14 protein-coding genes are annotated in these 18655 nt (G+C 71.9%); 7 read left to right on the top strand and 7 right to left on the bottom strand.

Going from position 1 to position 18655, the window contains the following annotated elements; translation table 11 throughout:
- Positions 1–1025 precede the first annotated feature (1025 nt).
- From ACFZBU_RS41915 to ACFZBU_RS41895, 5 genes are read right to left on the bottom strand one after another with little or no spacing between them, the layout of a single operon-like run.
- On the bottom strand, positions 1026–2321 hold the full coding sequence (locus tag ACFZBU_RS41915; RefSeq protein ID WP_391589035.1) for a DUF58 domain-containing protein: 1296 nt from the start codon (positions 2319–2321) through the stop codon (positions 1026–1028).
- A 6-nt stretch (positions 2322–2327) separates the two neighbouring features.
- Entirely contained in the window at positions 2328–3296 is a 969-nt protein-coding gene (locus ACFZBU_RS41910; RefSeq protein ID WP_391589034.1) for an AAA family ATPase, read from the bottom strand.
- Complete coding sequence (locus ACFZBU_RS41905) at positions 3293–4435, bottom strand: DUF4350 domain-containing protein (protein WP_391589033.1); 1143 nt, start codon at positions 4433–4435, stop codon at positions 3293–3295. Before ACFZBU_RS41905 ends, ACFZBU_RS41910 begins: the two co-directional genes overlap by 4 nt.
- Positions 4432–5097: a DUF4129 domain-containing protein gene (locus ACFZBU_RS41900; protein WP_391589032.1), complete on the bottom strand. Its 666-nt coding sequence runs from the start codon at positions 5095–5097 to the stop codon at positions 4432–4434. Before ACFZBU_RS41900 ends, ACFZBU_RS41905 begins: the two co-directional genes overlap by 4 nt.
- Complete coding sequence (locus tag ACFZBU_RS41895) at positions 5094–6500, bottom strand: hypothetical protein (RefSeq protein WP_391589031.1); 1407 nt, start codon at positions 6498–6500, stop codon at positions 5094–5096. Before ACFZBU_RS41895 ends, ACFZBU_RS41900 begins: the two co-directional genes overlap by 4 nt.
- Before the next feature lie 372 nt (positions 6501–6872).
- Here ACFZBU_RS41895 and mtrA point away from each other — a divergent pair, with 372 nt between their 5' ends.
- From mtrA to ACFZBU_RS41865, 6 genes are all read left to right on the top strand, one after another.
- Entirely contained in the window at positions 6873–7550 is a 678-nt protein-coding gene (gene mtrA, locus ACFZBU_RS41890) for an MtrAB system response regulator MtrA (RefSeq protein WP_026219725.1), read from the top strand.
- A 97-nt stretch (positions 7551–7647) separates the two neighbouring features.
- Positions 7648–9351: an MtrAB system histidine kinase MtrB gene (gene mtrB, locus ACFZBU_RS41885; RefSeq protein WP_391589040.1), complete on the top strand. Its 1704-nt coding sequence runs from the start codon at positions 7648–7650 to the stop codon at positions 9349–9351.
- Entirely contained in the window at positions 9348–11123 is a 1776-nt protein-coding gene (locus ACFZBU_RS41880; protein WP_391589030.1) for an LpqB family beta-propeller domain-containing protein, read from the top strand. The genes mtrB and ACFZBU_RS41880 overlap by 4 nt, the downstream gene beginning before the upstream one ends.
- Before the next feature lie 238 nt (positions 11124–11361).
- Positions 11362–12243, top strand: a complete 882-nt coding sequence (locus ACFZBU_RS41875) for a ComF family protein (protein ID WP_391589029.1) — start codon at positions 11362–11364, stop codon at positions 12241–12243.
- Positions 12131–12811: a ribosome hibernation-promoting factor, HPF/YfiA family gene (gene hpf / locus ACFZBU_RS41870; RefSeq protein WP_355539874.1), complete on the top strand. Its 681-nt coding sequence runs from the start codon at positions 12131–12133 to the stop codon at positions 12809–12811. The genes ACFZBU_RS41875 and hpf overlap by 113 nt, the downstream gene beginning before the upstream one ends.
- A gap of 219 nt (positions 12812–13030) precedes the next feature.
- A complete protein-coding gene (locus ACFZBU_RS41865; RefSeq protein ID WP_052174179.1) occupies positions 13031–13741 on the top strand; it encodes a response regulator transcription factor in 711 nt (236 codons plus the stop codon).
- 88 nt (positions 13742–13829) lie between these two features.
- Here ACFZBU_RS41865 and ACFZBU_RS41860 read toward each other — a convergent pair whose 3' ends face one another.
- Positions 13830–15038: a winged helix-turn-helix domain-containing protein gene (locus ACFZBU_RS41860; RefSeq protein WP_391589028.1), complete on the bottom strand. Its 1209-nt coding sequence runs from the start codon at positions 15036–15038 to the stop codon at positions 13830–13832.
- 28 nt (positions 15039–15066) lie between these two features.
- A complete protein-coding gene (locus ACFZBU_RS41855) occupies positions 15067–15597 on the bottom strand; it encodes a GNAT family N-acetyltransferase (protein WP_391589027.1) in 531 nt (176 codons plus the stop codon).
- 139 nt (positions 15598–15736) lie between these two features.
- On the opposite strand from ACFZBU_RS41855, the gene secA reads away from it, so the two are divergent.
- On the top strand, positions 15737–18505 hold the full coding sequence (gene secA, locus ACFZBU_RS41850) for a preprotein translocase subunit SecA (protein WP_391589026.1): 2769 nt from the start codon (positions 15737–15739) through the stop codon (positions 18503–18505).
- The last annotated feature ends 150 nt before the right edge of the window (positions 18506–18655 follow it).

Below are 18655 nucleotides of genomic sequence, written 5' to 3'. Positions count from 1 at the left end.
CGGAAGCCGTTCCGCGATCCGGATCGAGACCCCCAGCCCCACGCCCGCCCCTCCGTCCGGCGGATCTTCCGAAAGGCCCGCCGGGAGACCTCCCCCCAGCGGGTCGGGCCTGCTGGCAGGAATTCCCCCGGGGGGCTTCGCGGGTCTCGATCCGGATCCCGAGACGCATACGAGCCCGCGCCTGCCCGCTGACCTGCGGTTTTGCGGGAACGATCGGCGAACGCACGTGCCGAGGGCCGGGTTTCGCACACCGGCGACCGAAACCGCCCACTCCCCGCCCCACTCGGGAAGGTTCCCCGGCGAACCTTGCCGCGCCGCCCACCCGCTCCGCCGTTGCCAGCGCTTTTCTCCGCAGGCGACACCCGCGTCTCGCCGGGGGACCCAGGGCTCCTGACCGCCGGTGACCGTGGGACCGGGCCGATCTCCGCCGGTCCACGCCGACCGGTTAGCACAAAGCCACCCGCGCCCTACCCGGCCAAGACGCAACGTGTGCCGCGAACTGCCCACCCACTCGGGAAGGTCCCCCGGCGAACCTCACCGGGCCGCCCACCCGCTCCGCCGTTACCAGCGCCTTTCCCGCAGGCAACACCCTCATCTCGCCGGAGAACCCAGGGCTCCTGACCGCCGGTGACATTGGGACCGGGCCGACCTCCACCAGTCCACGCCGACCGGTTAGCACAAAGCCACCCGCGCCCTACCCGGCAAAGACGCGACCGCCGCCGGAAACGCACCGACCTCCGCCGAAACGTGAACGCACCCCGGAACGCCCCCCGACTCGAAGACGCACCGCGCGCAGTTGGCACATCACCCTCCCGTGAAAGCCACTAAGGAAAGACCAGTCCCAGGAGACGACCCAAGGAAAGACCAGTCCCAGGGGGAAGCCCAGTCCCAGGGGCAGTCCCAGGGGCAGTCCCAGGGAACAGCCCAGGGGCAGTCCCAGGGAACGACCCAAGGGAAGCCCCAGGGAGCCCCCATCCCGCGCCCATCCCAGCCCCCATCCCAGCCCCCCGCATCCGTTCCCCGCCCTACAGCCGCCCCGCCAGTTTCAAGGCCAGGTACGTATCGGTGAGCGCCGAAGCCAGTTCGCCCGGGGGCGCGTCCACGACGGTGACGTTCTTTCGGCGCAGTTCGGCGGCCGTGGAGCGGCGTTCGGCGAGTTCGCGTTCGGCGGCGGCGGCTTCGTAGACCGCCGTGGCGTCGCCGCGGTGGGCGGCCATCGCGGTGATCGCCGGGTCGGCGACGGCCGCGACGATCACCTCGTGGCGTGCGGCCAGCTGCGGCAGCACCGGGAGGATGCCCTCCTGGACCGCCTCCCGTTCCAGGCCGGTGATCAGCACGATCAACGAGCGGCGCGGGGTGCGGCGGAGGATCTCGGCGATCAGGGTCCGGGCGTCGGGCTCGACCAACTCCGGTTCCAGCGTGGCCATCGCCTGGACGAAGGCCGGGAGTGTGCCGTTCCGGGGCGCGCGGCGGACCTCGGCGCGTACTCGGCGGTCGTAGGCGAGCAGGTCGACCCGGTCGCCGGCGTGGTTGGCGACCGCGGTCAGCAGCAGGGTCGCGTCCATCGCGGCGTCCAGGCGGGGGATGTCGCCGATGCGGCCGGCCGAGGTGCGGCCGGTGTCCAGCACGATCAGGATGTGCCGGTCGCGTTCGGGGCGCCACGTGCGTACCACGACGCCCTGGTTGCGGGCGGAGGCGCGCCAGTCGATCGATTTGGCGTCGTCGCCGGGGACGTACTCGCGCAGCGTGTCGAACTCGGTGCCGGCGCCTCGGGTGAGCAGGGCCGAGCGGCCGTCGAGTTCGCGCAGGCGTTCCAGCTTGGAGGGGAGCAGTCGGCGGCTGGGGAAACCGGGCAGCACGCGCAGTCGCCACGGCACGTGATGCGAGCCCTGGCGGGCGGCCAGGCCGAGCGGGCCGACGGAACGGACGGTGACCCGGTGGGCGTTGCGGTCGCCGCGGCGGGTGGGGGTCATCGTGGTGGTGAGGCGGCGGCGTTCGCCGGCGGGGATGCTCAGGTCGTGCCGCTGGGTGGTGGTGCCGGTGCTGGGCGGCCAGGCGTCGCGCAGTCGGCCGCGCAGGGGGCGGGTGCCGGGGTTGCCGACGGTCAGCGTGACCGCGGCGGGTTCGCCGAGGCGGACCGCGGTGTCGCCGCCCCGCTCGAAGGTCAGGTCGCGGACGCCGGCGGCGAGCAGCAGGTCGGCGAGGATGCCGAGCAGCAGTGCGCCCTCGACCACGGCCAGGCCGATCAGCGAGGGCAGCAGCAGGCCGACCACCAGGACGCCCAGTGCTGCGGCCAGGACGGCGCGACCGGTCAGGGCCATCGGCGGTTAACGCGGGACCGGGGTGTGCGCCAGGACGGCGTCGATCACCACGTCGGGGGTCACACCCTCCATCTCGGCCTCCGGGCGCAGTCGTACGCGGTGTCGCAGTGCCGGTCGGGCCAGTGCCTTGACGTCGTCGGGGGTGACGTAGTCGCGGCCGGCCAGCCAGGCCCACGCGCGGGCGGCGGCGAGCAGGGCGGTGGCGCCGCGCGGGGAGACGCCCATGGCCAGCGACGGGGAGGTCCGGGTGGCCCGGCAGACGTCCACGACGTAGGCCAGGATGTCCGGTTCGATGCGCAGGTCGGCAACGGCTCGGCGGCCGGCCGCCAGGTCCGCGGCGCCCGCGACCGGGCGGACGCCCGCGGCTTCGAGGTCGCGCGGGTCGAAGCCCTCGGCATGCCGGCGCAGCACCACGATCTCGTCGGCGCGTTCGGGCAGCGGGAGGGTGAGTTTGAGCAGGAAGCGGTCCAGTTGGGCCTCGGGCAGCGGGTAGGTGCCCTCGTACTCGATCGGGTTCTGCGTCGCCGCGACCATGAACGGGTCGGGCAGCGGGCGGGTGGTGCCGTCGACCGAGACCTGGCGTTCCTCCATGGCTTCGAGCAGGGCGGCCTGGGTCTTGGGCGGCGTGCGGTTGATTTCGTCGGCCAGGAGCAGGTTGGTGAACACCGGGCCCTCGCGGAAGGAGAACGCGGCCGTACGCGCGTCGTAGACCATCGAGCCGGTGACGTCGCCGGGCATCAGGTCCGGGGTGAACTGCACGCGGGTGGTGGTCAGGTCCAGGCTGCGGGCGAGGGCGCGGACCATCAGCGTCTTGGCGACGCCGGGCACACCTTCCAGGAGCACGTGGCCCCGGCACAGGAGGGCGATCACCAGTCCGGTGACGGCGGCGTCCTGGCCGACCACGGCCTTGCCGATCTCGCCGCGCAGGGCTTCGAGCGCGTCGCGCGCCTCGCGGGTCTGCTCGGGTGCGCTCACGTCGTGCGTACCTGCCTTATCAGCGCGTCGAGTTCGTCGGACAGGGTGACGAGGGCCTCGTCGCTCTCCGGGCTCGCACCGTACAACAGGGCGTGCACGTGTGCGCTCGTGTGGTCGGTGCGGGTGGTGATCGAGGCGATCAGGGCGGCCTCGGTGGGCTCGGCGCCCAGGATGCGGGCGAGTTGTTCGCGGGTGGCGGCGCGCAGCAGTTCGGCGGCGGTGTCGCGGGCGCGGCCGCGCCGGTAGAGCCGGGCGCGGCCCTCGACGGTCTCGGCGGCGCGAACCACGACCGGGAGCGGTTCGGCCACCACCGGGCCCAGTCGGCGGGCCCGCCACAGGGCGAGCAGGACGGCGGCGACGGCCAGTTGTGCGGCGCCCCAGCGCCAGCCGGCGGGCAGCAGGTCCCACAGCGAGTCGTCGGCGGGCGGGAGTTCGTCGGCGCCGGGCAGGTACCAGACCAGGTGCGGGTGGGCGCCGAGCAGGTTCAGGGCGAGGGCGGCGTTGCCGTTGTCGTCGAGGCGGTCGTTGACCAGCGGGCTGCCGGAGCCGAGTACGACGGTGTCGTGGCCGGCGCGGGGCGGGGTGAGCACGAGGGTGGGGCGGCCCGCGTCGGGGTAGCAGCCGGTGGCGTCGGGGAGCAGGTCGGTGTCGAACCGCACGCCGCCGGTGTCCGCGTCGCCGGCCCGGGTCGCGGCGGGCAGCGGGCAGCGCGGTCGCAGGGTGCGGTGGTGCGCGTCGGGGGCGGTGTGTACGCCGGGGGCCAGGATCGCGAGCGCGGCCTCGTCGGGGCGGACCAGGACGGTGCGGGCCGGCCCGGCGGCGGCGAGGGTGCGCAGCTGCGCGTCGGCGAGCAGGTTCGGGAAGGGCACCACGAGGGTGCTGTCCGGGCGGATCGTCCGGGCCGCCTCCTCGGCGGAGCGGACCCGGTGCACCTCCACGCCGCGTGCCCGCAGCAGTTGGGCCAGGGCCTTGCTGCCCTGGGGGTGGGTGGAGCGCGGGTCGAGTCGGCCCTCGTGGCGGTCGCCGCGGATCAGCACGAGTGCGGAGACCACGATCAGGACCAGGGCGAACAGGGCCAGGGGCATGCGCACCCGGCGCCACAGCTGCTCGGTGGTGGGGCCGAGCGCGGTGCCGCTCATCGGGGCATCCGCTCCTCGACGCGTGGGCGGGCGGCGGCGCAGCGGGCGTCGAGGTCGCGCAGGTCCCGGTCCAGGTCCCGGTCGGCGGTACGCCCGCCGTAGTGCACGTCGTCGAACGTCGCGGCCGCGGCGCGCAGGTCCGCCGCCGCGTCCGGCAGCGCGCGTCCGGCCTCGGCGGCGGCCTCGTCGGCGGTGCGGCCGGGGCGTACGTCGAGCACGGCGCGTTCCTCCAGGGCCCGCACGATCGCGCGGAAGCGTTCCCGGACCGCCTCGTCCCAGCGGCCTCCGGCGGCATGCGCGTCGGCGGCCGCGCGGTGTTCGGCGGCCGACAGCGGGCCCCGGTCGCCGTACAGCGGGAGCTCGGCGCGGCGGGCGGTGCGCAGCGGACCCAGCCGCAGCCGCAGGACCACGAGCGCGGCGATCACCAGGAGCACGATCACCACGAGGCCGAGGCCGCCGCCGGGGCTGTGGTCGCCGGCCCGGGAGATCAGGTCGCCCAGGCGGTCGAGGAACCAGTCCAGGGCCCGGCGGACCGGGCCGGCGTCGTTGCGGTGGTATTCGGTGCGCGAGAGCTCGTCCCGGGCGGCATCCCGCGCGTCGTCGCGCGGGATGTCCACCGGGTCCCAGTCCCGGACCAGGGTCGCGAGCGCGTGCCGGGTCACGCCGGCGCGGGTCCCGAGGTCGCGTCGCCGCCGGGCTCGTCGTCCAGGACGCCGGCCGCGCGGGCGAGGTCGAGGTCGAGTGCCTCGCGGCGGATGCGCTGGTCGATGTAGAGCAGGGCGGTGGCGCCGGCGGCGAAGGGGTAGAGCAGCGCGGCGGCGATCACCGAGCCGACGCCGGTGATCAGCAGGTCGACGAAGGAGGGGTCCGGGATGTCGGAGGCCTTGGACGCGGTGATCGCGGAGATGCCGTCCGAGGCGAGCAGGAACGGTGTCTGGATGATGCCGCCGACGATCGTCATGATCAGCGCGATCAGCAGCAGGATGCCGCAGACGCGCCACCACGAGCCGGTGACCAGCTTGCGCGAGCGCTCCAGCGACTTGCGCACCGACTGCTTCTCCAGCATCAGCGTGGGGCCGGCGAGGGAGAGGCAGACGTAGAGGTAGATCGCCGCGACGATGCCACCGATCATGCCCGGGAGCAGCAGCAGGGCGCCGAGGCCTTCGGCACCGACGGCCAGCAGGAGCAGGCCCGGCAACATTGCCACCAGGAGTGTGCCGACCGGGATCAGCCAGGTGGCGAAGGTGACGCCGAGCAGGCGCGGGAGCAGCGGGCGGACCGCCGTCCAGGCCTGGGCGGCGGACATGGTCTTGGCGATCACGGCGCGGCTGACCACGACGGTGAGCATCGCGGTGGCGGCGATCTGGCCCAGGGTGGCCACCACGATCGGCACGATCACCAGTGCGGCGGTGTCGCGCAGGTAGCGCCACGCCTCCTCACCGGTGGGGTCGTCGCCGAGGTCGCTGGGCGAGAACTCGCGGTTCAGCAGCCAGGTGACCGGTACCTCGAGGCACTGGGTGAGCAGGGCGACCACGACGGCGATGCCGATCATGACCTTCCAGTGCGCGCGCATGGCGGCGAAGGCGCCGTCCAGGATCTCGCCGACGCTCAGCGGGCGCAGCGGGATCACGCCGGGCTTGGCGGCCTGCACGTAGGGGCCGTTCCAGCCGGGAGGCGCTCCCCACAGCGGCGGCTGCTGCCCGGCGGTGCCCCAGCGCGGGTCGGCGCCCGGGGGCTGCTGTGGGGCTCCCCAGCCGGTGGCGGGGCCCTGTTGCGGGGGTCCCCAGCCGGCGGCGGGCGGCTGGACCGGGGCCCAGCCGGGGGCCGGGGCCTTGGGGGCGGGCTGTTCCGGGGTCGTGGGCTCGTCCGGAGCGGGCGCCTTGTCCAGGGACGGCTTGTCCGGGGACGGCGGTTTGTCCGGGGACGAGGATGGGGACGGGGGCGTGGCCGGCGACGGCGAGGCGGGCGCGGGTGCGGACCGGTCGGGTGACGTGGCGTCGTCCGCCGGGCGTTCTCCGTCCGGCCCCGGGGCGTCCGGGCCGGCCGAGCCGGGCGAGTCCGTCATGCGATTGCGCTCCTCGTCCTGATCGGGTGGTGACTCATCGTGGCATGCCTGTGTGGGGCTCGGATGAACGGGCGGCCATCGGATCCGGTCCGCCCGCACGGGCACATCGACCGCGGGGACAACGTCGAGCACGCGCCACACGTTCCGGCGCCGCCCCGCCGGGGTCGTCGGCGGGGGCGGTAGCGGTCGGGTTCGTGGCCGAAACGTCCGTTGCGCCGGGCGGAGGGTCGGCGTACGGCCCGGAAATCGACGTGACTCCGCACTCTCTCCGGCCGTAATCGTCAGTATTTGGGGCGTTTTGTCACTGATGGACGCGGCCGGAATCGGTCGGATGAGTGCAGGTCACAATCCGGTAATGCGACGATGATGCACATGAAGGGACGCGTCCTCATCGTTGACGACGACACCGCACTGTCCGAGATGCTCGGCATCGTGCTGCGTGGCGAAGGGTTCGAGCCGTCGTTCGTGGCGGACGGCGACAAGGCACTCCAGGCTTTCCGGGATGTAAAACCGGACCTGGTGCTGCTGGACCTGATGCTGCCCGGCCGTGACGGCATCGACGTCTGCCGCCAGATCCGTGCCGAGTCCGGCGTGCCGATCGTGATGCTCACCGCCAAGAGCGACACGGTCGACGTCGTGGTCGGGCTGGAATCCGGAGCCGACGACTATGTGATCAAACCGTTCAAGCCCAAGGAGCTTGTCGCTCGTGTGCGGGCCCGCCTGCGCAGAGCCGAAGAACCCACCCCGGAGCAGTTGGTGATCGGCGATCTGGTGATCGACGTGGCCGGCCACGCCGTGAAGCGGGACGGGCAGAACATCGCACTGACCCCGCTGGAGTTCGACCTCCTTGTCGCACTCGCCCGCAAGCCCTGGCAGGTGTTCACCCGCGAGGTGCTTCTCGAACAGGTCTGGGGATATCGACACGCGGCCGACACCCGCTTGGTGAACGTGCACGTGCAGCGGCTGCGCTCGAAGATCGAGCGCGACCCCGAGCGTCCGGAGACCGTGGTCACCGTGCGCGGGGTCGGCTACAAGGCGGGACCGGCCTGACCTTGAGTTCGTTTCGGTGAGCACCGCACAGCGGTCGCCGTCCCCATCGGCCTGGTCCCTCGCCCTGCGTCGCGTGCGCGGCGGCGTGGGCCGGGTGATGGCGCTGTGGAACAGATCGATCCAGTTTCGCGTCGTGGCCACCACATTGGTGTTGTCCGTCGCGGTGATGGTGCTGCTCGGGGTGGTGGTGGTCGGCCAGGTCCGCAACGGTCTGCTGGACGCGAAGGTGGCCTCCGCCCGGTCCCAGGCCCAGGGCGGGTTCGCGGACGCCCGCACGCAGGCCGACGAGATCGCCACCAACCCGAGCCGGCACGTCCAGGTGCCCACCGGCGTGCCGGCCGCCACGCCGGGGTCCGGCAACCGGGTGAACACCGGCGACTGGCTCAACGCGCTGGTCAAACAGCTCTCCAGCGGCGGCCAGGGGGTGTACGACGTGGCCGCGACCAGTCAGGACACGGCGGACAACCCGCCCGGGTCCGGCCGCAGTCCCCGGGCCTCCGGCGACGTGGTCCCCGATTCCAGCGTGCCCGCCGAACTGCGCCGCGAGGTCGGGCTCAAGCGCGGCGTGGCACTGCTCCAGTACACCCAGATCGTGCGCGAGGGCCAGCACGGCGACGGCTCGGCCGAGACCACCCGCGAGGCGGGCCTGGTGGTCGGCGCGCAACTGGAGGACCCGGACGGCGGGTCCTACCAGCTCTACTACTTCTTCTCCTTCGCCCCGGAGGAGAAGACCCTGGGCCTGGTGCGCAGCACCCTGGCCACCGCCGGGGTCTTCCTGGTGCTGCTCCTGGTGGCGATCGCGGCGCTGGTGACCCGATGGGTGGTCACCCCGGTCCGGATGGCGGCGCGGATCGCCGAGCGGCTGGCCGCCGGTCGCCTGGAGGAGCGCATGCGTGTGGTCGGCGCGGACGACCTGGCCCGATTGGGCTCCTCGTTCAACAAGATGGCCTCCAACCTGCAGAACCAGATCCGGCAACTGGAGGAGCTCTCGCGGGTGCAGCGCCGGTTCGTCTCGGACGTCTCGCACGAGCTGCGCACCCCGCTGACCACCGTGCGGATGGCCGCCGACGTGCTGCACGAGGCCCGCGAGGACTTCGACCCGGCCACCCGGCGCTCGGCCGAGCTGCTGCAGAACCAGCTGGACCGGTTCGAGGCGTTGTTGTCTGACCTGTTGGAGATCAGCCGCTTCGACGCGGGCGCGGCCGTGCTGGACGCCGAGCCGGTGGACCTGCGCGACCTGGTGCGCCGGGTGGTCGAGGGCGCGGAGCCGCTGGCCGAGCGGCGCGGCAGCCGGCTGGTGGTGCGCGCGCCGGACAAGCCGTGCGTGGCCGAGGTGGACCCGCGCCGGATCGACCGGGTGCTGCGCAACCTGGTGGTCAACGCGGTCGAGCACGGTGAGGGCCTCGACGTGGTGGTCACCGTGGCGGGCGGCGAGGACTCGGTCGCGGTGGCCGTGCGGGACTACGGCGTGGGCCTCAAGCCCGGCGAGTCCTCGCTGGTGTTCGCCCGCTTCTGGCGGGCCGACCCGGCCCGGGCCCGGACCACCGGCGGCACCGGGCTGGGCCTGTCGATCGCGTTGGAGGACGCGCACCTGCACGGCGGCTGGCTCCAGGCGTGGGGCGAGCCGGGCGGCGGCTCGCAGTTCCGGCTGAGCCTGCCCAAGACCGCGGGCGGCGAGCTGGTGCGCTCGCCGCTGCCGTTGGAACCCGAGGACTCGCGGGCCAATCGGGGCCTGGGCCCGGCGGGCTCGCCGTATCGGCGCACCGTGCGCGCGGCCGGCCCCGCGGGAGGCAATCGATGAGGCGGATCGGCTCGTTCCTGGCCCTGGTGTGCGTGTTGTGCACGCTCGGCGCGTGCGCGTCCATGCCGCACAGCGGCAGCGTGCGCGAGGCCACCAAGGGCGGCAGCAAGGACCAGGGGCCCGAGCAACAGGTGCGGGTCTTCGCCGTGCCGCCCAAGCCCGGCGAGCAGCCGCACGGGATGGTCGCCGGCTTCCTGGAGGCGGTCACCAGCGACGAGCCGGACTACGTGACGGCGCGCGCCTACCTGACCCCGGAGGCCGGGTCCAAGTGGGCGCCCGACCGCGAGATCGTGGTGCTCGAGAGGATCGCCCGGATCGAACTGGTCCCCGGCGCCGACGAGCGGACCTACCAGGCGGAGGTGTCCGGCACCCGGGTGGGCACGGTCGACAACCGCCACGCCTACCAGCCCGAGCAGCAGCCGAACGCGCAGTACCGGGCGACCCTGGAATTGCGCCTGGGCACCGACAACCAGTGGCGGATCGCCGACCTGCCGGACGGGCTGATCCTGTCCCGGGCCGAGTTCCACCGGATCTACCGGTCGGTGAACACCTACTGGTTCGCCACCGCGATGCCGGTGGGCAAGGAAATCCTCGTGCCCGACCCGGTCTACCTGCGCAGCCGCGTCGGGCTGACCTCGGCACTGGTGCGCCAACTGGTGGGGGGCCCGACCGACTGGCTGCGGCCCGTGGTGGAGAGCGCGTTCCCGGCAGGCACCGAACCCGCCGACCGGGTCGTCTCGATCGAGGACAACCGGACCGCCCGGGTGCAACTGAACCGGCAGGCCAGGCTCGCCCAGACCAAGGGCTGCGAGCGGATGGCCGCCCAGCTGCTCTACACGCTGCGCCAGGTCTCCGGCGTGGACTCCGTCTCGATCACCGGTGGCGGCGAGCCGATGTGCTCGCTCTCCGACGACGACGCCGCCCAGTACGATCCCGGGCGGGCCGCCAGGACGTCCGCGCCCACCGGCTACTTCATCGCCAAGGGCAACGTGGTCAACGTGGTGCCCGGCCCCAACGGCAATCCGCCGGTGTTGCCCGGACCGTTCGGCGACGGCACCTACAAGGTCGACCAGATCGCCGTCTCGCGGGACCCGTTCCGCCGGCGGATCGCGGGCATCGACACCAACGGTCGCCGATTGATGGTCGGCGACGTGGACGGCCACGGCGAGGTCCAGGAGTGGCTGACCACCGGCCCGGCGTCGCTGTTCAGCCCGACCTGGGACGGTCGCGGCGTGCTGTGGGTGCTGGATCGCAGCAAGGACGCCGAACGGGTACTCGCGCTGTACGAGGACGAGCGCAAGCAGATCACCCGGGTCTCGGTCGACGTGCAGGGCATCACCGCCGCGCGGATCACCGGCCTGCGCCTGTCCCCGGACGGCACCCGGGCCGCGCTGATCGTGGACAACGGCAAGGTGCTGATCGGCCGGGTGGAGCGGCGGGTGAGCAACGGCACGGTGGCCATGACCATCGCCGCACCGCGCTCGGTGATCCCCTCGCTGGTCGAGGTCAAGGCGATCTCCTGGAACGGCCCGGACCGGCTCGTGGTGCTGGGCAAGGAGGGCCAGGGCGCGCTGGCGCCGCAGATCGTCGACATCGACGGCGGCCTGTCGGTGTCGGTGGCCTCGGTCAACGGCATGCTGCACATCGCGGCACCGGACGGCTCGGACCAGCCCCTGCTCGCGGACTCCGGCGAGGACAACATCTACCAGTTGTCCCAGGGCAACAACTGGACCAAGGTGCACAGCGGCATGTACCCGGTCTATCCCGGTTAGGACGTGTCCGCCGGAGTCCGAGGGCTCCCGGCGGCCTCTGCGAGGTCCGGCGGGCCGACTCGGGCGGCCCGGGTCCGCCGCGGGCGGCCCGGCCGCGGGTGCCGCCGGCCGATCCGTTCCGGTCGGATCGGGTCGGGTCGGGACCGGTTCGATCGTCCGCCACGGCGCGCCATGACCGGATCGGGTGGTTCCGGGTGCCGCGGATCCGTTTTCGGGCCGGGCGTGCGAGCTTGGGGGCATGGAACGGCGTCGGGTGCTCGCGGCATGGGCCGACCTGGTGCTGCCCGTGTCCTGCACGGGCTGCGCCGAGCCCGGTGCGCTGCTGTGCGGGCGATGCCGCGCGGTGTTCGCTCCGGAGCCCGTGCCCGTGCGACCGACGTCCGCGCCGGAGGGCCTGCCGCCGGTGCACGCGATCACCGCGTACGCGGGACCGGTGCGCTCGGTGCTGGCCGCGTACAAGGAGCACGGCGCACGCCGGTTGGCGCGCCCCCTCGGCGACGCGCTCGCGCGGGCCGCGGCGGCCGGGCTGCCCGAACCGGCCGGGCCCACCCTGCTGGTCCCGGTGCCCTCGACCCGGGCCGCGGTACGCCGCCGGGGGCGGGACGCCACCCGCGAACTGGCCCTGCGGGCGGCCGGTCGACTGCGGGCCGCCGGGGTGCCCACCCGGGTGCTGCCGGCGCTGCGACATACCCGTCGTGTACGGGACCAATCCGGCCTTTCCGCGCATGAACGACGGATGAACGTCCGCCGAGCAATGATCGTTTCGGACAGGTTGGCGCCCTTGTTTACGGGCATTAGTGTGGTGATCGTCGTCGATGATGTTTGCACCACCGGCGCAACTCTCGCGGAGGCGACCCGTGCGGTCCGAGCCGCGGGAGGGCGAGTCGAGGCGGCGGCTGTGGTGGCCGCGACCGCCCGGCGGCGCACGACGGAGCAGGACCATCGACGGCTTGGTCGGCCGGATGGGTGCCCACCCCTCCGGCATGGCGCAATGGATGGAGTTCTGCGTGGACATTGTCGTCAAGGGCCGCAAGACCGAGGTACCCGAGCGTTTTCGCAGGCACTGTGTCGAGAAGCTGGAGAAGATCCGCAAGCTCGACGACAAGGTGATCAGCGTTGACGTGGAGGTCTCCAAGGAGCGGAACCCGCGGCTGGCGGAGCGTTCGGACCGGGTGGAGATCACGTTGAACACGCGTGGTCCCGTCATCCGGGGCGAAGCCGCCGCGTCCGACCCATACGCCGCACTCGACATGGCGTGCGCGAGACTCGAAGCGCAGTTGCGCAAGGCCGCCGACCGGCGGCGCGTGCACCATGGTCACCGCTCCCCCGTATCGGTGGGCGCGGCCACTGCGGAGATCAATCACGCCGATCGGCTCAATGGGGCCGTGGTGGCGTCCGCGGAAGACATCGAGGCTGTGAAGAACGGCGAATTGAGGCCCCAGCCGCACATGGCGGGCCCGATCGAGGTAGACGGCGAAGGCCCCCTCGTGGTTCGCGAGAAGGTACACGCCGGGCGTCCGATGGCGCTCGACCAGGCGCTGTACGAGATGGAGTTGGTAGGCCACGACTTCTATCTGTTCATCGATTCGAGCACCAAGTGGCCGAGCGTGGTGTACCGCCGGCACGGCTACGACTACGGTGTGATCCACCTCAAGCCCGAGGACCGCGAGGACGGCGGACCGCAGTAGCAGCGGTCGGGCCGTCCCGTCGCGCCCTCCGGCGGTCATCCGACGCCGAAACCCTTCGGGGTTTCGGCGTCGGTTGCGTCCTCGACCCTGGCGTTCCCTGGCGAAAGTTCCGCTTCGCAAGTACGTTCCGCACATAACACCCATCAGGGCCTGGCGTCGTGGCGATCACGTGGGATCATGTCCTGGACACGGATCGTGCCGACCCAGGGGGGAAACACGGTGGGTGAACAGTCTGTTCCGACCCGCGTGGACCACGGCTCAGCGGGCGAACCGATTCGCGTGCTGGTGGTCGACGACCACGATCTGTTTCGCCGGGGTCTGGACATCGTGCTCGCGCCCGAACCGGACATCACGGTGGTGGGCGAGGCGGGGGACGGCGCCGAGGCGCTGGAAGCCGCGCAGGATCTGCTGCCCGACATCATCCTGATGGACGTCCGGATGCCCAGACGCGGCGGCATCGAGGCGTGTACGGCGATCAAGGAAGTCGCGCCCAGCACGCAGATCATCATGCTGACGATGAGTGAGGAAGAGGCCGACCTCTACGACGCGATCAAGGCCGGCGCGACCGGCTACCTGCTCAAGGAGATCTCGCACGGCGAAGTGGCCTCGGCGATTCGCGCGGTGGCCGACGGGCAGTCGCAGATCAGCCCGTCGATGGCGGTCAAGCTGCTGACCGAGTTCAAGTCGATGAGCCGGCGCGACGACGAACGGCGCCTGGTGCCGGCGCCCCGGCTGACCGATCGCGAGATCGAGGTGCTGCGTCTGGTGGCCACCGGGCGCAACAACCGCGACATCGCCAAGCAGTTGTTCATCAGCGAGAACACGGTCAAGAACCACGTGCGCAACATCCTGGAGAAGCTCCAGCTGCACTCGCGCATGGAGGCCGTGGTCTACGCGATGCGGGAGAAGATCCTGGAGATCGGCGACTGATCCCGCGCCCGGGCCACCCGGTCGGCCTCGGGCGCCGGCCGGGCCGTCGGACGGCCCGGCCGGCCGGTGGGATCGGGGCGGTGTCGAGTCAGCCGGCGAGCAGGGCGTTCAGGGGTGCGCGGGTGGTTTCGTGGTCGAGGTGCTCGATTCGGACGTCCTCGCAGCCCACCCAGCGTGCGGCCTCGCGCAGCGCGTCGGCCGCGGCCGCCAGCGTGCGCTCGCCGACCCCGGCGCCGGCCTCGAAGGACAACCGCCGGGCCACCAGGGTGCGTCCCTCGCGCGCCGGGTCCACCCGGCCGACCAGGCGTCCGCCCGCGAGCAGCGGCATCACGAAGTAGCCGTGCACCCGCTTGGCGGCCGGCACGTACGCCTCCAGGCGGTGCTCGAAGCCGCCGAACACCCTTGCCGTGCGCGGCCGATCCCACACCAGCGCGTCGAACGGCGACAGCAGCGTGGTGCGGTGGCGACCGCGTACGGGAGCGGCCAGCGCGTCGGGATCGGCCCAGGTGCCCTCGCGCGCGGCCCGCTCGCCCCAGCCCGCGACGGTGACCGGGACCAGGCCGCTGTCCGGGAGCGCGGCGTCGACCTGGGCCCGGGTCAGTCGGTACTGGTCCATCAGGTCGGCCCGGGTGGCCACGCCCAGTTGCCGGCCGGCCAGGGCGACCAGGCGGCGCACACACTCGGCGTCGTCGGGCTCCTCGGTGAGCAGGGCCGGCGGGATCACCCGCTCCGGCAGGTCGTACACCCGCTTCCAGCTCTCCCGGCGCACGCAGACCACGTCACCGAAGGCGAGCGCGCGTTCGGCCGCGATCTTGGTCTCGCTCCAGTCCCACCACTCGCCCTTGTTCTTGGCGCCGCCCAGGCCGGTGGCGGTCAGCGGGCCCTCGGCGCGCAGCCGTTCCAGGATGGTCTTGTAGGCGTCCTCGGTGACCTGATGGCCCCACAGCCCACCGCGCCCGCGGTAGTGCCGACGGCGGAAGGCGAAGTCCGGCCAGGTGGACATCGGCAGCACACAGGCCGCGTGCGACCAGTACTCGAACGCCGTCGTGCCGTTCCAGTAGGCGCTCTCGACGGCCGGTCGGCCGACCGGGCCCAGGCGGGCGTACGGCACCAGTTCGTGCGAGCGGGCCAGGGTCGAGATGGTGTCGAGCTGCACCGCGCCGAGCGAGTGCAGCACGCCGAGTACGCCCGCGCGGCGGTCGGGCGCGCCCAGGAGACCCTGGGCGGCCAGCACGATCCGGCGGGCCTCGTCGGCGGTCAACTCGATGCTCGGTGCGATGGTCGGCGAAGAGGTCATGCCCGCCACCTTAGAACGTGTGTTCGCATCAGGTGTCCGTGGTGAGCCGGGCGTGCAGGTGCACGTCGGTGAAGGGCTCGGCGGCGCCGATGACGCAGTCCCGGAGTACTCCTTCGAGTGCATATCCGGCCGTGTTCGCGACCGCGCACGAGGCGGCGTTGCCCACCGCGTGCCGCAGTTCCACCCGGTGCAGGTCCAGCGCGCCGAACGCCCACCGGGTCACCGCGCCCACCCCGTGCCGGGCCACGCCACGACCGCGTGCGCTCTCGAGCGTCCAGTAGCCGATCTCGCCCGTGCGCCACCTCGGGACGATGTTCTTGAGTGCCACATGGCCGTGGACCTCGCCCGTCACGGCGTCCATCACCGCGAACGAGGCGCTCTCCCCGGTTGCCCACCGCTTTGTGCGGGCGGCCAGCCACGCGTGTGGATCACCGTCCGTCGGCGTCGCCATCCAGCGGGTGATCCCGGGATCGGCGAGGGCCTTGCCGACCACCTCGACGTCGTGTTCGTTCCAGGGCCGGAGCTGAAAGCGCCCCGCCGCGATCTCCACAGGTTCCATGCCGGTCACTGTGCCGGCCCGCGAGGCTCGATCCCGGCTTGCCTCCTCGCATACGATGGCCGTATCGGCGGGACGGGCCCCGCCGTGCCGTCACGTCCGAAAGGCGGGCGGGCGCCGTCGGGCAAGGAGCTCATCCAGCGTGTCTATCTTCGACAAGGTCCTGCGCGCCGGCGAGGGCAAAATCCTGCGCAAGCTCAACCGCATCGCAGATCAGATCGAGTCGATCGAAGATGACTTCAAGGACCTCTCCGATGCCGAGCTTCGGGCACTGACGGACGAGTACAAGCAGCGCTACGCCGACGGGGAGACCCTCGACGACCTGCTTCCGGAAGCCTTCGCCACCGTTCGCGAGGCCGCCCGCCGCACCCTGGGCCAGCGGCACTACAAGGTGCAGCTGATGGGTGGTGCCGCACTGCACCTGGGCAACATCGCCGAGATGCGCACCGGCGAGGGCAAGACCCTCGTCTCCACGCTGCCCGCCTACCTGAACGCGATCGCCGGCGAGGGCGTGCACGTGGTCACGGTCAACGACTACCTCGCCGAGCGCGACTCGGAGTGGATGGGACGCGTCCACCGCTTCCTGGGCCTGACCGTCGGTTGCATCCTGGCCAACATGCCGCCGCACGAGCGCCGCAAGGCCTACGGCTACGACATCACCTACGGCACCAACAACGAGTTCGGCTTCGACTACCTGCGCGACAACATGGCGTGGTCGTCCGAAGAGCTGGTGCAGCGCGGCCACTTCTTCGCCGTGGTCGACGAGGTCGACTCGATCCTGGTCGACGAGGCCCGCACGCCGCTGATCATCTCCGGCCCGGCCGACCAGGCCACGAAGTGGTACGCCGACTTCGCCAAGATGGTCAAGCGGCTCAAGCGCGGCGAGGCGGCGAACCCGCTCAAGGGCATCGAGGAGACCGGCGACTACGACGTCGACGAGAAGAAGCGCACCGTCGCGATCCACGAGTCCGGCGTCAGTCGGGTCGAGGACTACCTGGGCATCGACAACCTCTACGAGGCGGTCAACACCCCGCTGGTCGGCTACCTGAACAACGCCATCAAGGCGAAGGAGCTGTACAAGCGGGACAAGGAATACGTGGTCGTGGACGGCGAGGTGCTCATCGTCGACGAGCACACCGGCCGCATCCTGGCCGGTCGCCGCTACAACGAGGGCATGCACCAGGCGATCGAGGCCAAGGAGGGGGTGGACATCAAGGACGAGAACCAGACCCTGGCCACCGTCACCCTCCAGAACTTCTTCCGCCTGTACAAGAAGCTCGGCGGCATGACCGGTACGGCGATGACCGAGGCCGCCGAGTTCCACCAGATCTACAAGCTCGGCGTGGTGCCCATCCCCACCCACCGCTCGGTGCAGCGCGTGGACCAGTCCGACCTCGTGTACAAGACCGAGGAGGCCAAGTTCAACGCGGTCGTGGACGACATCACGCAAAAGCACGAGAAGGGCCAGCCGGTCCTGGTCGGCACCACCAGCGTGGAGAAGTCCGAATACCTCTCCGCCCAGTTGCGCAAGCGCGGCGTGCCGCACGAGGTGCTCAACGCCAAGCACCACGAGCGCGAGGCGCAGATCGTCGCGCAGGCGGGCCGCAAGGGCGCGGTCACGGTGGCCACCAACATGGCCGGCCGAGGCACCGACATCATGCTCGGCGGCAACCCCGACCACCTCGCCGCGGCCGAGCTCGCCCAGCGCGGGCTCACCCCGACCGAGACGCCGGAGGAGTACGAGGCCGCCTGGCCGGACGCGCTGGAGAAGGCCAAGAAGGCGGTCAAGGCCGAGCACGAGGAGGTCTCCGACCTCGGTGGCCTGTACGTGCTGGGCACCGAGCGGCACGAGTCCCGCCGGATCGACAACCAGCTGCGCGGTCGTTCCGGCCGTCAGGGCGACCCCGGCGAGTCGCGCTTCTATCTCTCCCTCGGCGACGACCTGATGCGCCTGTTCAAGGCCAACATCGTCGAGCGCGTGCTGACCCTGGCCAACGTGCCGGAGGACCAGCCGATCGAATCGAAGATGGTCTCCAACGCGATCAAGTCCGCGCAGACCCAGGTCGAGCAGCAGAACTTCGAGATCCGCAAGAACGTGCTCAAGTACGACGAGGTGCTGAACCGCCAGCGCGAGGTGATCTACGGCGAGCGCCGCCGCGTGCTCGCGGGCGAGAACCTGCAGGAGCAGATCGGCCACTTCATCGACGACACCGTCGAGGCGTACGTGCACGGCGCGACCGAGGGTTTCGCCGAGGAGTGGGACCTGGAGAAGTTGTGGGCCAACCTCAAGCGCCTCTACCCGGTCAGCATCACGATCGAGGAGGTCGAGGAGGAGTTCGGCGACCGCTCCGACCTGGACACCGAGCAGCTCGTCGAACTGCTTCGGGCGGACGCCCAGGCCGCCTACGCACTGCGTGAGGAGAAGCTCGGCGAGGAGGTCATGCGCGAGCTGGAGCGCCGGGTCATCCTCTCGGTGCTCGACCGCCGCTGGCGTGAGCACCTCTACGAGATGGACTACCTCCAGGAGGGCATCGGCCTGCGGGCGATGGCGCAGCGCGACCCGCTGGTGGAGTACCAGCGCGAGGGCTTCGACATGTTCAACGCCATGATGGAGGGCATCAAGGAGGAGTCGGTCGGCTACCTCTTCAACGTCGAGGTCGAGATCGAGCAGGTGCCCGAGGCGCCGAGCATCTCGATCGACAAGGCCGCGCCGCTGCCGGAGATCCACGCGAAGGGCCTGGACGCCCCGCAGCGGCCGGCGCACCTGCAGTACAGCGCGCCGACGATCGACGGCGAGGGTGGTGTGATCACCTCCGAGGAGAACTTCGACGAGGACGACGTCGAGGTCGACGAGGGTGCGACCCGCGCGGAGCGCAGGCGCGCGCAGCGCGCGAAGCGCAAGAAGAAGTAGGCGCTCCCGGTTCGACCGGCGAGGTGGGTCGACGACGGGCAGGCCTGCGGCCCGCCTGTCGTCGAACACCGGACTCGCCGGTGTGAGGGGCAGGCCGGTGGTCGGCGGCTTGCCCGATGGGATGGCCGACCCGAGGGTCCGGATCGCGGT

It is taken from the genome of Embleya sp. NPDC008237, assembly GCF_042956465.1.
GTDB lineage: Bacteria > Actinomycetota > Actinomycetes > Streptomycetales > Streptomycetaceae > Embleya.
Note: the sequence above shows the minus strand (reverse complement) of the source record. Positions and strands in the feature narration are given on the sequence as shown.